This window comes from Bacillus sp. FSL K6-0268 (genome assembly GCF_038005425.1).
In the GTDB taxonomy this organism is placed as follows: domain Bacteria; phylum Bacillota; class Bacilli; order Bacillales; family Bacillaceae_G; genus Bacillus_A; species Bacillus_A thuringiensis_S.
Map to the genome: position 1 here is coordinate 13,092 of NZ_JBBOTF010000002.1, position 14,490 is coordinate 27,581.

Sequence of the window (14,490 nt, forward strand, 5' to 3'; positions counted from 1 at the left end):
AAAGAAATAGTGTGTTTGCCAGAACTATCTTTTTGTAATTATATAAGGGTGAATTAAATTATATCGAAATAATAAATTTCGGTACAAATAAAAGATACGTTTCAAACAAAGAGGATTCCATTAGGAATCCTCTTTGTTGTAAAATCATTTTTAATTTTACAATTATACCAAAATTTTTAAAAAACAAACATGTTATAAATCAACAATTAGCTGAATATGAAATGGATGTTGATTTTGGACATAATGAATCAGAATCTTTTGGTTTACTAAATAGTTTCTTAAGTTGACCGTGTTCTTTTAACATTTTATTTCCGAAGGGTGTGATTACGATATGCGGAATTATGAGTGGAGGATCGTTTTTGGTTGAATGATTGTAACAACTGTGTAGAAGCAAGAGCCTATGATTTATCTATGATGCCTCTACAAATTCTTATATACAAGAAACTAAAGAATGATTTATCAAAAGTTATACATCACACCAAATTTACCTTTGACAAAAGTACTATACTGAGTGGAGGCTCATGCTATACCTACGTATAATTTCCTCTGTAGATACGAAATAATTTCTTTTTTCGTATCTTATTTATTTTGTTAAACGTAATAAATATTCAAAAGGAGGTTTAATGAATATATAACATATTAAACGGAGGAAGATGTGAAATGAAAAAGAAAGCATTAAAAGGATTTTTAGTAACATCAATTTTAACAGGAGGGGGGATTTTCATTCCCACTGTGACCACACCTATAGCTTTAGCTGAAAATACACAAGAATATACAGGACTTTCCCCGTCGTTACGAAAATTGGGAGCACAGTCTACTTTGATACAAATGTTTGTAGACCAAGCTTTGACACGCCCTAATATACGAATGAGTGAGATTCCGGCATTACTCACACGTCAAGTATTCATTAAACAAGATTTACAAGAATGGTCGTCTGAAATATATCCACATCTTATCTTAATAAATGCAAAAATTAAGGGGTTTACCTCTAAAATGAATAGTTACTATCCAACACTAAAACAATGTGTTGATAATGATGATTTTGGAATTGAATTTTCAGATAGATTAGAAGCACTCCGAGAGTTGGGTAATTCTAATCAAGATAAAATACAAAATCATATCAATGAACTGCAATTTTTCCGAACGCAATTGGGTAATAATATAAAAGAATTAAATAAACAAATAGCAGTGGGACAACAAATCTTAACAACATCAGAATCGGGTAAGATAGATCAATATAAAAAAGATTTAGTGGATGCTAAGACTACGATACAAAAAGATTTACAAGAAATTGCATTGATACCAGGAGCTTTAAATGCCAAAGGATTTGAAATTTTTAAAGACATGTATGGTTTATCTAAAGGAATCATTACACCAGCAGCAGAAATAGCATTAGCAGCAATTAATAAAGGAAAAGAAATTGAAGAATCTATTGTAGAGGCAGAAAAGGCGGCAGAGAAGGCAGCGAAAGAAGCTGGAAAATCTACTCAAGAAATAGAATTAGCAAAAAAAGAGGCTAGAGACAAAATTGAAGAGAGTAAAAAAGGAGAATTGGCAGCCGCAGCTGCAGCAAAATCTCAAGAATATGATTTAATGAAAACAATCGATATTGAAAAAATTCAACAAACATATAATAGTTTTGCAGAAGTTAATAAATTAACAGCATCACAAAAAATATATTTAGATGATTTACAAAAACAGAATCAACTCATTTATACATTAACAACAAAATTGACTGTAGCAGATATACAAAAGGTAATGTTACTTGAGATGCAAAATGATGTAGATACTTTTGAAGAATTAATCAATCAAGAGTTAACATTACTAGATAATTATAAAAAAGATTGGGAGCAAATTAAAACGTGTATGACGCAACTCTCTACAAATACAAGTAATCATGATATGCAAGTTATCCAACTTAAAAGATTAAAAGAGTTTAGCATGCAATTAGAAGAACAAACAAATCAATTTAATAATACAGGTAATTCACTTTAATGAAATAGGCGAATAGCATAGAAGAGTGGATGAAAAAGTAAGGAGAATACATATGAAAAAATCCCCCTATAAAATTATATCTGCTGCGACGATTATAGCAGCAATAACAACAGGTAACATTCTACCTTCTACACATGTTTTAGCGCAGGAACAAATAGTGCAAGAAGAACCCAAAAGTACATATTCACTAGGACCTACAGGGATAAAAGAAGCGTTGGCTGAGACTGGATCGAATATACTGGTAATGAATTTGTATGCAAGTACGATGTTAAAACAACCTAATGTGGATTTATCTGGAATAAATCTAGGGGCAGAGGGTGAAAAATTAATTAAACAAATTCATAGTGATCAAGAAATGAGTCGAGTAAATGCAAAATATTGGATGGATACCGCAAAACCGAAAATCCAAAAAACGACGCGTAATATTGTCAATTACAATACTCAGTTTCAACAGTACTACGATACGCTTGTGGATGCAGCAAAACAAAATAAGGCTCCTGAATTAAAAGAAGGATTGCAAGATCTTTATAATACAATTAATTTTAATGCAAAAGAAGTAAGTGAAGTTGTACAAATTTTGAAAAAATTCAAACAAAAGTTGTATGTAGATTCGACGCAGTTAAAAAATGATGTTAGTGGACCTGATGATAAAGGTGGATTAACAGCTATTTTAGCAGGAAAAGATGCACTTATTCCGCAACTTCAAAGTGAAATTGAGAGTTTACGTGGCACTCAAAAAGCACATTTAGATAATGCGTTAGGCTGGGGAATTGGCGGCGGATTAGGAATGTTTCTTTTGCTTGGCGGAGCTATTGGTGGGACAGTGGCAATTGTCGTGACGGGTGGAACAGCGACACCGTTAGTTGTTGGAGCACTTGGAGCATTAACTGCAGCAGGCGTTGCACTTGGTACAGCTTCTGGAGTAATGCTATCTAAAAATTTAACCGCATATAATCAAATTTCGGATCAGATTGGTCAACTCAGTGAACAGGTAGGTGCTGCTCAGCAGGCCGTGGTTGCACTTACAAATACAAAAGCGACATTAACGGAACTATATCAAACCGTAGATCAAGCAATTGTTTCTCTAACAAATATGAAAAAGCAATGGGACACAATGGGCGCAAATTATAGTGTATTACTAGATAGTGTGGATTCAATGCAACCACAAAACACATCTCTATTAGTGAATGACTTAGATGCAGCTAGAAAAGAATGGAACGATATTTATCAAGATGCAGATTCAATCGCAAAAGACATGGGATTTAAAGTGGAGTGAGACTACTAAATTAGCAGAGACTGTCTAATGAAGCTAGTAGATTTATGATATTTGAAGGCTTTAAATTATATTGGAGGGAAACACATGCTTAAAAAAATACCATATAAAGTCATTGCACTTTCTACACTTTTAACCTTTACAAGTACGGCTTTAACACCGCCTGTAATGACGTTCGCGGCCGAAATGGATCAGTCTAATATTGGAGTTAATGACCTTTCTGCGAATACAGATAAGATGCAACAAACTTTAGAAAAGGCTGGGGAATTTGCACAAATTATGAATCAATATTCATATATGTTAATTCGTAACCCAGATGTAAGCTTCGAAGGAATTGATATTAAAGGACATAGTGAATTACCTAGTAAAGTTGTACGAGATCAACAGAATGCGAGAAAACATGCTACTACATGGGATACGCAAGTCAAGCGGCAATTGATAGATACATTAACAGGGATTATTGTATATGATACTACCTTTGATAATTATTATGATACTCTGGTACAGGCAACTCGAACGGGAGATAAAGAGGTATTAAAAGAAGGTATTACGGACTTGCAATCTGATATTCAAAAGAATAAGCAGAAAGCAGTTGTCTTAATTGAGGCATTAGAACAATTAAGGGATGCGATGGGAGAAGATTCTAGAGCATTTCAAACCAATAAAGAAACGTTGAATTCAATTTTAAAAAATCAAACAACGGGTCTCGACGATGATGAGATAGCTATGCAAAAAGTGTTAGATCAAATTAATCACTTTAAACGAGTACGACGTGATGGAACTATTGTTGTTGCAGTACCGACAATATGGACATGGATAGCTGGTGGCATAATGTTAGGTGTAGCACAATCTGAATTAAATAAGTTAGAGCCACTATTATTACAACTGAATCAAACTATAGATTATAAAAAAACATTGAATCGAGTGGTAGGAGTTGCAGCGAATAGTGTGACTAAAATGCACATAGAAATTGATAATGCAATTGCAGCTGTAACATATATGAAAACCCAATGGGATGATTTAGATGCTCAATATGTGGGTGTACTTGAAAGCATTGAGGCAGCGGATAAAAAAGTAAATGCCGATAAATTTACATTCCTAATTCCTACGTTAAATACAGCAAAAGAGAACTGGAAAACGTTAAAAACAGATGCAACCACATTAAAAGAAGGATTGAAGGATTTAAAGATAGAAGAGGATTCAACACAAAATTAAAATTGAATATAGCTGATTTTCATGTATAAAGATACATGTTACTGAAGTTTGTTAGTGAAAGAAAGCTTGTATAATCATAACAAGCTTTCTTTTTTGAGCTTGTACAAATAAAGGATAATTTTATCCCTTTCGGCAAGAAGTTGGTCTTGCATCCACAGACTTGGTAAATGCTAAAGAGAAGGCAATGTCAATTCGTTACATATTTTGTGAACTGACTCTTTGAAACAGTCTTCTACTTTTGTGTTAAGAAAAATTTTTCTTCTATATTGTAGACAACATACAAAATGGTAGTTCATTCATGATAGGGTTGTTTTCATTCTTCTATAATGTATCAATTTGTTCAAACTAACCATATAATGAATATGTTCTTTAGGGGTAGGGAGGGTGCTTTTATAGATTGGTAAACATAGGTAATGAAAATATCTATATTCCGAGAACTTCCTATTTTAATTAATCCATAAGGGTATTAAGTGGTGATTTTTTATAAGTAATGAAAAACGTCTTTATTTAAGCGCTTTTAGACATCTCGTATATATTGAACGCCTATCATTTAGTAAGGATTGAAGGGAATATTTCTCCGTCCGTGAACAGAATGTTATTTCTAGGGATAATTTATAGAGAAGATGAAAGGGGTGGTTTTCGTACTCTATTTTCTTTCTAGAACTTCCTATATTAAGTTAGCAAGTAGCCTCTTGTAGCTAGTTTATGAAATGCTGTTGGTATAACCAAAGCGACAAAATTCGCCTACTTAATGTTAGTCTAGCGCTTTTTACACGCTTTAAGAAAGATAAATTTGTTATAGAAAGGATAATTAAATGATGGGTACTTTACAAAATAAACATACTGTATATTCTTTTTGTGGTCCTATTTCTTCTAATTCTCATACTAAAATTTTATTTTATAATCCGTTTATTTATAAAAATGTAGGTTTTATCAGTGTTCAAAATTTCCGTGAAAGTGATTCTGCGTTTTTTATAATTATTTTGGATTCTTGTGGAAAACGAATGATGTGTATCGATTCAGATACAACGTATACAACTTCAGTTAGTCTTTTAAAATCACTAGCCGTAATTGCAAAATCTCCATATATTGTAGGGGAGTATTCTTTACAGCTTCAATATGTCTTGTGAAAATATGTATGTATTATAGGACACTTGTACAATCATTTCCTGTTATTTATCATTTTATATATTATAAATCATATTCATAATGGGAAGTGAACTAAATGTGCTATTCTTCAAATGCTAGTGGCTGTTGTCCGCCATCTCAATTTGTGTCTGAAAATATATGTGGAGTTTTTCATGCGGATTTTCCAGTCGATGTTTTTAATGATTTTACGGGATTTCACTTAGCGACAATTACAATTAAGGCAGATTCAAATTCTGCACCTATTCTAGTTACAGCCAAGACCCCTTCAGGGACCATTATTTTAGATAATGGGTTAAATCCTGATAATTCACAAACACAAACATTACCTGCTGTTAAAATTGTAACAGTTTCTCCTTTTTCAGAAAAAACATTAATAGCTGGAACATACTGTATTAATATTATTCGTAGAGTACGTTAAATCATTATTTCCTAATTCCTATCAGTATATATTCTCTCTCATAATTAAAATTATATAAAATGCCTATTTTATTTAGTGTGCAATTGTATTACATGGCGGAATATATTTGTTATTACGTTGTAGTAAGTTATGTAATTAGTATTCTGTGTATATGTATTACCAACAGTCTGTGATCCTATTTTTAAAATAGGGTCTTTTAATGTTGAAAATAATAACAGTAATAAACTATTTAATGAAATTAGGAAGAATTTATCCTTTTTTCGAGGCATATTAAAATAGCGGTGTTAGTATCGTGTTTCTGCCCATCTAGTATATAGAAGTATGATTTTTCCAAGAAGATATATTTTCAAATTGTCGTTAGAAAATTATGGGGGGAGTAGTTCACATAATTATGTTGTTTTCTAGGCTCATGCGGATTCTTCGTATTTTTTCTGCATCTATGAAAGTATTTTTAAAAATTGAATAGATATATACTGTAAGAGTTACTGGCTTTTTATATAAATTAATCAATGAAAAAATCTTTTATACAATTATTTTTCCATCTAAATAAACAAATAATTTAGAGGATTGTTATTCTTAAGTAATTTAGATTTTTATTTTTTGATTAGAAATTTATAATCGTATGTAAGACGGGAAAATTCACAAAATGAACTATTTCGAGCGATTTGAATTCGGTATGTTTTTTGTTAATTCTACAGTATATGTATAGGGAGTTATCTAATATGAATTTTATTGAAATTATAAAGTATAATTTTGATTCTCTGCAATCATATAGTCAACAGGAATTAATACAATCTGTACAAACGCTAGATTTATCACTTGAAAATATCATGCCCTATATTACAGCACCACAACAGCTGGAATACGGGCGAAACATCATTTATCATACTAAGAAACTTGAGGTAATGGTCCTCTATTTTCCGAGCTTAGCAAAGACTCTGATTCATGATCATGGTACCTCCATAGGATGTGTGTATGTCGTGCAAGGTAGCTTACAAAATCATTTATATATTGAGGGTGCCGGAGAGAACAAACCCACATATACTCAAGTACAGCAATTTACACAAGGTGATTTGTTTTCTATTAATAATGATACGATTCACATGATGCAAAACCCCACCCTTTTTCCAACTATTACCTTTCATGTGTATTCTCCGCCATTAGAAGGAGTCAAGACTCACTTTGCTTAAATTAATTATTCTAAGAGATAGTTACTTTTTATACTTTATTTACTTTGAAAGGAGCTATTATGAATCAATTTAAAAATCATTTTGTCCAAAGTTTGCAGGATGGGCGGAGTGTGTGGCTTGAAGGAAAAAAAATTGATGTCACAAAGAATAAGAACTTTGAAGGTACACTGACTACTATTACGAAATTATATGATTTGTTTGCGAATCCTTCTCACCAGCAATTAGTAGGTTATCTAAGTCCTAAAACGAATACATGGGTTCATAGGGCTTTTTTAGTCCCTAGTTCTTATGAAGATATATTAAAAAGAAGAGCTGCTTTTGAAACATGGAGTTATATGACAGATGGAGTTATGAGCCGTCTATCTGATTATGCTCGCTCTCGCTTAACAGGCTGGTACTCATCTCGCAAATTATATACAAAATTTGATTCGCAATTCCCTGATAAAATTACAAATTATTATGAGGAAGCCAGAGATCAACATCGTTTTATAAGTGTTATTCAACGTGACCCACAAATTAATCGATCTATTCAGCAGACAGCTAATATAGATGAATTAGGACTACTACGAATTACGAAAAAAACTACAGATGGAATTTTTTTAAGTGGCGCTAAAATGATTGGCACTGCAGCCCCCTATTCCAATGACTTACTAATTTATCCCTTGACTAGAATAAAAAGTGAATTGTGTTCCTTAGCTCATTTTCTTATAGTTGCCGCTAATTCTCCTGGCTTGCATATGGTTTGTAGGGAGTCGTTTGCAACAGATTTGTCACAACAGGAAAATGCACCTATTAGCGCAAGCTATGATGAAATGGATGCGCTATTAATCTTTGATAATGTATTTGTACCGTGGGAGCGCGTATTGTTGTACGATAGTCCAGAGGCGCTATGGGCATTAAAAGCCGATATAGCTTCTAATAGTTTGGCGTATCATCAAGCTGTTGTTCGATTATTAATAAAATTAGAATTTGTCACAGCAATTGCTTGCGAGATAGCAGAAGCTATTGGTGCTGAATCTTATTTACATGTGCAAGAAAAACTTGGAGAGCTTATTATGCAGATAGAGGTGATTCGTTCGCTTTTATTAGCAGCAGAAAGAGAAGGGGAAATAAATGAATGTAACGTATATATACCAAACTTTAAATATATTGAAACAGCAAGAAATTTAGGGACCAAGTATTATCCCAGAGCTATTGAAATTTTACAACTTATAGGGGCAGGCGGGTTTATACAATTACCTTCGAGCATAAATGATTTTCAAAGTCCATTAGCACCTTTGTTGAAAAAATATTTTAAAGGTGCTAATATCTCTGCAGACAAAAAAACTAAATTGTTCAAGCTAGCATGGGATATAATAGGTAGTCCTTTAGGATCACGGCATGAATTATATGAACGATTTTATGCTGGTGATCCCATACGTAATATGGCTAACCAGTATATAAATTATGATAAAAGTAAATTAAAAAGTATGGTTAATAAATTTTTAAATGACTAGAATGCATTTTTGCTCTTGATCATGTGCAAGTGGATAATAAGTTTGTAGGTAAATTCAAGAACTTAGGAAAAAATTCTAAGTTCTTGAGGGTATCTGTAGACTATGAATTGTTCGACATGTATAGCGTGCTACATCATTATTTATTGAATGCATGTGTGTCCTATATCAAATTGTTTTGGTTATACCAATCCGGAACCTTAAAATTTTTATCAAGTTTCTTATTTGGGATAGATATACATATTAAGAATTTGAGAAATAATTATTTTATTATGATAGTTAAAAAGATGTATTTCTCAAGGGATGTACAGGTTCAAAGCCGGAAAGGTAAATTTTGAATAAATTGATATGTGGAAGGAGCTTTGCTTTTTAACGTTTCATTAGTTTGATCATTAAAATAATAATAGGCAAAGGCTTCGGCGAAATATTCTTCGGGGTAATAGTAATAAGAGTTGTTTGAAAAGGAAGCATATTCTTTAGCGTGAATTTTAAAAAATTCTTGGGAATAACTAATGTTTTGAAATACATAGTTATCAATAGCGTGAGCAGTTTCATGAAGTTCTAAATTTATAGAGGAATGCATATGCCCAGGGTTACTATAACCAATACGAGCGACCACAGGATTGCCTCCAATCCCAGGGACATCATCCCAAGTATACCCAGTTCCTTCCCAACCTCTGGGGATTTTTCCTCGTAGATAGGTGTATTCAGACAGATACGTAATAGGGAAATTAATAAGTTTAATACGTACATTTCTTGTATAGAGTGCATATAAAATATTGTTATTAATTTTGCTGATACGCTGAATCATGTATGATGCTTCTTGTTGATTATAATTGCCAGAAGTTTGTACAATAATAAGTTGTTGGAGAAAGTTTGAAGATATGATAGGCATTGTTTTTGGGGGAGTAAATAGTGATGGTGGCAATGTTTTAATATCTTTGTATAAAGCAGTAGTTTGTTTTTCCTCCGTATTTATATCAGTGTGAAGAGGAAATAATATAAGGAACATACATGTGATTTTTAAAAGGTAGTTTTTAGGGGATATAGTAATTCATCCTTTGCATATGATTTTGTTAAAACATTATATGAAGAAATTAAGGTATATGTGCTAAGTATATTAAAGGAAATTAACCCTTGAAAGTGAAGCATAATGTTTTGTGTATCCTATTTGATGAAAGACTTGTTTTTTATCCATAAAAGGTCTGGTGGCCGTTGACTATCCCTGTTTTTGTTCTTTTAGTTGTTGAGATGTATTTAAAACTTTATAGGAGCGGGGAATTGCTGTTCATCTTACAGATTTTCCCGAACAAGAAAGCCCATTGCCTTTAGGCATGGGATGAAAGTGAGGTTGGATACGGAGTACCACTAAAAATTGCAAGGTTCGTGGTACTTTAATTATCCAAATTATAGGTAGTTTCTTTGGGTCTTTTTGTTGTAATTTTTCGAAAGTAAATGATACATTGTAGCTAGAATAAATGATAATAGAAGAATGTTTCAAAGTGTTTGAGAGGAACATCTCCTCATCTCATGTCGTTGCAAAGTTTATGGACAAGTTCTTATTTTGTTTCTATTGCTAGAAATGTATCAAATGAACGATGCTGAAAATCAAAAAATAAGGGGATGAAACGTATGTCACAGCCCCTAACAGTGAAAGTAAAATTGATTCCAACAAGAGAACAAATCCGTTTGTTGGAACAAAGCAGTCACGAATATATCAAAGTTATAAATACGCTTGTATCGGAAATGGTGGAAGCAAAGAAAAGTACGAAAAAAAGCACAAAAGATATTGAAGCAAATATCCCAAGTGCGGTGAAGAATCAGGCGATTAAAGACGCGAAAAGTTTGTTTGCTACAAAAGTAAAGAAAAGCAAGTATAAAATCATTCCGGTTTTAAAGAGACCTGTTTGTGTATGGAACAATCAAAATTACTCATTTGACGCCACTCATATTTCAATCTCGTTTAAGATAAATGGAAAGTCCACTCGTTTAAAGGTCCGCGCTTTATTAATCGATAAAAACAATCGCAATTTGAATTTGTTAAAACATAAATTAGGTACACTTCGTATCACAAAGAAATCGAATAAGTGGATCGCCCAAATATCTATCACGCTTACTACAAATGAAAAAGCAGGGACGAAGATTTTAGGAGCAGACTTAGGTCTCAAAGTCCCTGCGGTAGCGATCACAGACGATGACAAGGTTCGTTTCTTTGGGAATGGTAGGCAAAATAAATATAGGAAGCGTAAGTTTCGGAGTGTTCGTAATAAGCTAGGAAAAGACAAAAAGGTGAATGCCATCCGACGATTGGATGATAAAGAAAAAAGATGGATGCAAGATAAAGATCACAAAATTAGTCCTGAAATCATTGATTTTGCGATTGATAATCATATTTTTGTCATTCGATTAGAACAGCTAACGAATATAAGACAGACGGCAAGAACAAGTCGTAAAAACGAAAAAAATCTACACACTTGGTCATTTTATCGTTTATCACAATTTATTATCTATAAAGAATAGCTGGTATTCAGATTGAATATGTGACGCCAGCTTATAGAAATCAAAGTTGTCCAAAATGCGCTGAAAAGAACAGGGCACAAGACAGAAAGTACAGGTGTCCATGTGGGTTTAAGACACATCGTGATATCGTTGGGGCGATGAATATTCGCTACGCAACTGTGATTGATGGTAACAGTCAATCAGCCTAAGTACCTATATGGTCTGGTTTAGAAAGGGCAATGAGATACCCTCATCTTGAAGGTTGTTCAAAATAGAAATGGACTGCGAACGTTTCGTCATTCAAGAATCCCACCCGTAACTCCGTAAGGATTCGGGCTTGCGACTTTAGTCGTGGGAGTCTCAAAGACATTATAAAAAGAGTTTATTGATAGGGAAAATTACTTTAATATCGAAATAAGATAATCAATACAGCACAAGTAACGCTAATTAATAAAACAGTGGGTGGTTCTCGCTTTGTGTGCAATCATTTCCCATTTCTGTGGGATCATACATTTAAAGAAACAGGAAAAAGTTTGACATAGGGGATATGCTCTACTAAACTAGTTTTCCTCAAGAAAGCACTTGTTTGGCAAAAAGAAGTGGCTCGTATTATGATTTCACTGTCTGTTGGAAACTCTGAGGATGCTTATACAAGCTTTTTCAAAAAATAAATCTCGTGTTTTAAATCTAAGAAGAACAACGTACAATCTTATATCACAAAACAAACAAATAAAAAATTTTTTGTTGTAGACAACAACAGAAAATTGCGAAGTAAAGGAAAGTATTTTAAATGCTACAGTTAGATGTAGGTATAGGGATAAAAGAATTCGTTATTTTGTTAGCTGGAACAACTCAAAGCTTATTTCTCGTATTGTTGACGTGCAGGTATGTCGTGTATTAACGCTCCATTTCTACAATTGAATCCTTTTAGCTCAAGCTCACACTTAAAAATGAATGAAAGTCGGATATGTATTTCTGTATTTTGACTCCCTATTTGTTTGAAATCTATTTAAGTTGCATTAGCATTATGTGGGATTGAATGTTATGGGGTTTGTCATAGGTGATTTGCTGTATATGTTATTTTTGTAGAGGGAGAGAAAATAGTGATGATTTTTTAGGGACATGCATATATTTTGTTGAGTAATGAATTACTCGTCTTTTTTCTTACTATAGTTTTGTTTTCATAGCTTTCACAAACATGTTTGTTTACCCACAACCATTAGGCTATCTTTTGTCCAATTGAGGAGAGGATCTTTTAGTTCGAAGAGGGGAAATACAGTGGGGAGGAAGTGAAGAGACCATGGTACATCGATACGAATTTGAATTTTCAGTGATGTATAATGACAAGATAACAGATGCACAGTCTACAATTATCTCAGCAAGCTCTTTGGAAGAAGCCCATAAAAAATTAGAATTAGAAGTAAAGCGGCGATTAGGAAAATGTCAACTGAAGGTTGACATAACAAGTTTATTGGTTTCAGAGAATAATCGGTATACAATTGAATAAAAAAGAAAGACCAAATACCACTTGAAAAATGGAAATGGTCTTCTGACCTTTTCTTTTGGGACATTAAAAGAAAAAATAGAGGCATAGCGCAAGAAATGCAATATTTTAGTGATGTATAAAGTTTTAATATTCAAAAAATGGTCGAGTAGCGTATGCGTGCTACATAGGGATGCTATCGTTAGTTGGATAATTTTCTACTATTTTAGTAAGGATAAGTGACTATGATTATATTGTACAGTTATGCAATATTAGGGTTAACCAAGTTGTATAACAGTTAATGATGCAGCGCGGATGTCTATTGTACCCATTATTTCAATTGGTACAATTTGAATGAGGTCATTAGAATTTAAATTAATGAGGATGACACCGCTAGAAACATCAATTTCACCGGTGCCTATGGTGTTAGAACGTACGGCGATTCCAGATCCTGGGATGATGTTATTTGGAGCGTTTAATGTTAGAAAGAATCGACCTGTTTCAGGTGCCGTAGGAATGTTATCAAGGCTGATTGTTAGCGTATAACTGATTTGATAAATACCATTTTTTTGAACTTCAATACCGGTACCTGTACTTATGGTATCATGTATAACCGGGATTGTAATATTGGGATTTGGACTTGTGCTAGGTAAGGATAGTGGGGTTCCTAGAGTTGCAAATTGGGGATTTGTAGCATTGAAAGCGAAACCAAAGGCAGGAAGTATATGAATTTTGGGTGGTGTGCAGCATATTTCCATACATTTAAAATCAAAGGAATCCATATTTTTTTCACCTCTTTATTTAATCTATTGTAGTTAATACTGTGGATAAATCATTTGTTCTAGAAAAGATTTCAGATGATTGAGTCAAAAGAAATACATTGCTATTCTTGTGAAGAAATATACTCTTTGATTCCATTCATTATATTATACTGTACATGGTTTGTTGATTCCATCTTAGTTACAGAAATATACTTTATCATTTTAGTCAAGAAGACTTCTTGTTCAAAGAATATGAAGTGAGTGAGAGATGAATAGGATTCGGACAAGAGATGACAGAAAGTTATCTGTATTATTCGATATATAGTATGTTTGTTGTACAATACGCACATGTCGAAATGAATGATAATTAATAAAGTTTATACGTTGTGTATCTATCTAAATAGAGCTTGAGCAATTTTAATAAATAAAAAATAATTGGTTGTTCTTGTTTTGTATGCAATCTTTTCTTAGCTCTTTGGGATTATACATACAAAGAAACAGAAAAGGTTTCACATATGGGATATGTTTTGCTAAATTCCTTGTTCTGAAGAAAGCGTTTGATCGATTTGCCAAGAGTCGTGAAGTAAAGGGACGTATTGTATATGCCATAGTTAGAGGGCCCTTTTCCGGCAGCTACTTTGTGTTATTGTGAGTTGAAACAGAAACGCAAGAACTTCCAAAAACACAACCTTACATTGGAATGGATGTGGGAGGAAAAGATTTGGTCATTTTGTCAGATGGAACAACCTATAGTCCGAAGTTTTTTGGTTCATGAGAAGAGAGTTAACATTCATGAATACATGACGAATGCTAGAAAAGATTACTGGGATAAAGTCTCGACTGAAATCATCAAAAGACATGATGTGATTGGTATCGAGGATTTGTAAGTCTCTCATATGTTCAAAAACATAAGTCAGCTAAAGCGATTCGTGAACGTTCGCAGTCCATTTCTGTTTTGAACAGCCTTCAAGATGAGGGTGTGTCATCACCCCTCCTAAGACAGACCATATAGGT

At 33.1% G+C, this 14,490-nt stretch carries 10 protein-coding genes and 4 pseudogenes; 11 read left to right on the top strand and 3 right to left on the bottom strand.

Annotated features, from left to right (window positions below; translation table 11 throughout):
• Nucleotides 1–660 precede the first annotated feature (660 nt).
• The 3 genes from MHI28_RS30820 to MHI28_RS30830 all read left to right on the top strand — a co-directional run bounded on the left by MHI28_RS30820 (nucleotide 661) and on the right by MHI28_RS30830 (nucleotide 4,483).
• Complete coding sequence (locus MHI28_RS30820; protein WP_340828461.1) at nucleotides 661–1,995, top strand: HBL/NHE enterotoxin family protein; 1,335 nt, start codon at nucleotides 661–663, stop codon at nucleotides 1,993–1,995.
• 52 nt (nucleotides 1,996–2,047) lie between these two features.
• Nucleotides 2,048–3,271 (top strand): HBL/NHE enterotoxin family protein, encoded by a 1,224-nt coding sequence (locus tag MHI28_RS30825; RefSeq protein ID WP_340828462.1) that lies wholly within the window; start codon nucleotides 2,048–2,050, stop codon nucleotides 3,269–3,271.
• 84 nt (nucleotides 3,272–3,355) lie between these two features.
• Nucleotides 3,356–4,483, top strand: coding sequence for an HBL/NHE enterotoxin family protein (locus MHI28_RS30830; RefSeq protein ID WP_340828463.1), 1,128 nt, complete (start codon nucleotides 3,356–3,358; stop codon nucleotides 4,481–4,483).
• A gap of 188 nt (nucleotides 4,484–4,671) precedes the next feature.
• Here MHI28_RS30830 and MHI28_RS30835 read toward each other — a convergent pair.
• Nucleotides 4,672–4,779, bottom strand: a pseudogene (locus MHI28_RS30835) (transposase); the annotation flags it as partial.
• A gap of 522 nt (nucleotides 4,780–5,301) precedes the next feature.
• On the opposite strand from MHI28_RS30835, the gene MHI28_RS30840 reads away from it, so the two are divergent.
• The 4 genes from MHI28_RS30840 (at nucleotide 5,302) to MHI28_RS30855 (ending at nucleotide 8,736) form a co-directional block, all read left to right on the top strand.
• The gene (locus MHI28_RS30840; RefSeq protein WP_340828464.1) at nucleotides 5,302–5,613 is read left to right on the top strand and encodes a hypothetical protein; all 312 of its coding nucleotides are present in this window, start codon (nucleotides 5,302–5,304) and stop codon (nucleotides 5,611–5,613) included.
• Between the two features lie 95 nt (nucleotides 5,614–5,708).
• Nucleotides 5,709–6,050 (top strand): S-Ena type endospore appendage, encoded by a 342-nt coding sequence (locus MHI28_RS30845; protein ID WP_078186827.1) that lies wholly within the window; start codon nucleotides 5,709–5,711, stop codon nucleotides 6,048–6,050.
• 722 nt (nucleotides 6,051–6,772) lie between these two features.
• The gene (locus MHI28_RS30850; RefSeq protein WP_340828465.1) at nucleotides 6,773–7,240 is read left to right on the top strand and encodes a cysteine dioxygenase; all 468 of its coding nucleotides are present in this window, start codon (nucleotides 6,773–6,775) and stop codon (nucleotides 7,238–7,240) included.
• Between the two features lie 59 nt (nucleotides 7,241–7,299).
• Entirely contained in the window at nucleotides 7,300–8,736 is a 1,437-nt protein-coding gene (locus MHI28_RS30855; protein ID WP_340828466.1) for a 4-hydroxyphenylacetate 3-hydroxylase family protein, read from the top strand.
• A gap of 310 nt (nucleotides 8,737–9,046) precedes the next feature.
• Here MHI28_RS30855 and MHI28_RS30860 read toward each other — a convergent pair whose 3' ends face one another.
• A complete protein-coding gene (locus MHI28_RS30860) occupies nucleotides 9,047–9,628 on the bottom strand; it encodes an anthrax toxin lethal factor-related metalloendopeptidase (protein WP_340828774.1) in 582 nt (193 codons plus the stop codon).
• Between the two features lie 737 nt (nucleotides 9,629–10,365).
• Between MHI28_RS30860 and MHI28_RS30870 the strand changes: the two are divergent.
• The 3 genes and pseudogenes from MHI28_RS30870 to MHI28_RS30880 all read left to right on the top strand — a co-directional run bounded on the left by MHI28_RS30870 (nucleotide 10,366) and on the right by MHI28_RS30880 (nucleotide 12,739).
• Nucleotides 10,366–11,441, top strand: a pseudogene (locus MHI28_RS30870) (RNA-guided endonuclease TnpB family protein).
• 210 nt (nucleotides 11,442–11,651) lie between these two features.
• Nucleotides 11,652–12,075: pseudogene (locus MHI28_RS30875) on the top strand (hypothetical protein); the annotation flags it as partial.
• Between the two features lie 457 nt (nucleotides 12,076–12,532).
• Complete coding sequence (locus MHI28_RS30880) at nucleotides 12,533–12,739, top strand: hypothetical protein (protein ID WP_233936681.1); 207 nt, start codon at nucleotides 12,533–12,535, stop codon at nucleotides 12,737–12,739.
• Nucleotides 12,740–12,993: 254 nt separating this feature from the next.
• Here the strand turns inward: MHI28_RS30880 and MHI28_RS30885 are convergent, their stop codons facing one another.
• A complete protein-coding gene (locus tag MHI28_RS30885; protein WP_340828467.1) occupies nucleotides 12,994–13,497 on the bottom strand; it encodes a hypothetical protein in 504 nt (167 codons plus the stop codon).
• Between the two features lie 393 nt (nucleotides 13,498–13,890).
• Here MHI28_RS30885 and MHI28_RS30890 point away from each other — a divergent pair.
• Nucleotides 13,891–14,488: pseudogene (locus tag MHI28_RS30890) on the top strand (hypothetical protein).
• Nucleotides 14,489–14,490: the final 2 nt, after the last annotated feature.

What these genes read in the sequence shown, in the direction of transcription:
- MHI28_RS30820 (WP_340828461.1), top strand. Translation starts at nt 661, where the DNA reads ATGAAAAAGAAAGCATTAAAAGGATTTTTAGTAACATCAATTTTAACA.
- MHI28_RS30825 (WP_340828462.1), top strand. Translation starts at nt 2,048, where the DNA reads ATGAAAAAATCCCCCTATAAAATTATATCTGCTGCGACGATTATAGCA.
- MHI28_RS30830 (WP_340828463.1), top strand. Translation starts at nt 3,356, where the DNA reads ATGCTTAAAAAAATACCATATAAAGTCATTGCACTTTCTACACTTTTA.
- MHI28_RS30840 (WP_340828464.1), top strand. Translation starts at nt 5,302, where the DNA reads ATGGGTACTTTACAAAATAAACATACTGTATATTCTTTTTGTGGTCCT.
- MHI28_RS30845 (WP_078186827.1), top strand. Translation starts at nt 5,709, where the DNA reads ATGTGCTATTCTTCAAATGCTAGTGGCTGTTGTCCGCCATCTCAATTT.
- MHI28_RS30850 (WP_340828465.1), top strand. Translation starts at nt 6,773, where the DNA reads ATGAATTTTATTGAAATTATAAAGTATAATTTTGATTCTCTGCAATCA.
- MHI28_RS30855 (WP_340828466.1), top strand. Translation starts at nt 7,300, where the DNA reads ATGAATCAATTTAAAAATCATTTTGTCCAAAGTTTGCAGGATGGGCGG.
- MHI28_RS30860 (WP_340828774.1), bottom strand. Translation starts at nt 9,628, where the DNA reads ATGCCTATCATATCTTCAAACTTTCTCCAACAACTTATTATTGTACAA.
- MHI28_RS30880 (WP_233936681.1), top strand. Translation starts at nt 12,533, where the DNA reads ATGGTACATCGATACGAATTTGAATTTTCAGTGATGTATAATGACAAG.
- MHI28_RS30885 (WP_340828467.1), bottom strand. Translation starts at nt 13,497, where the DNA reads ATGGATTCCTTTGATTTTAAATGTATGGAAATATGCTGCACACCACCC.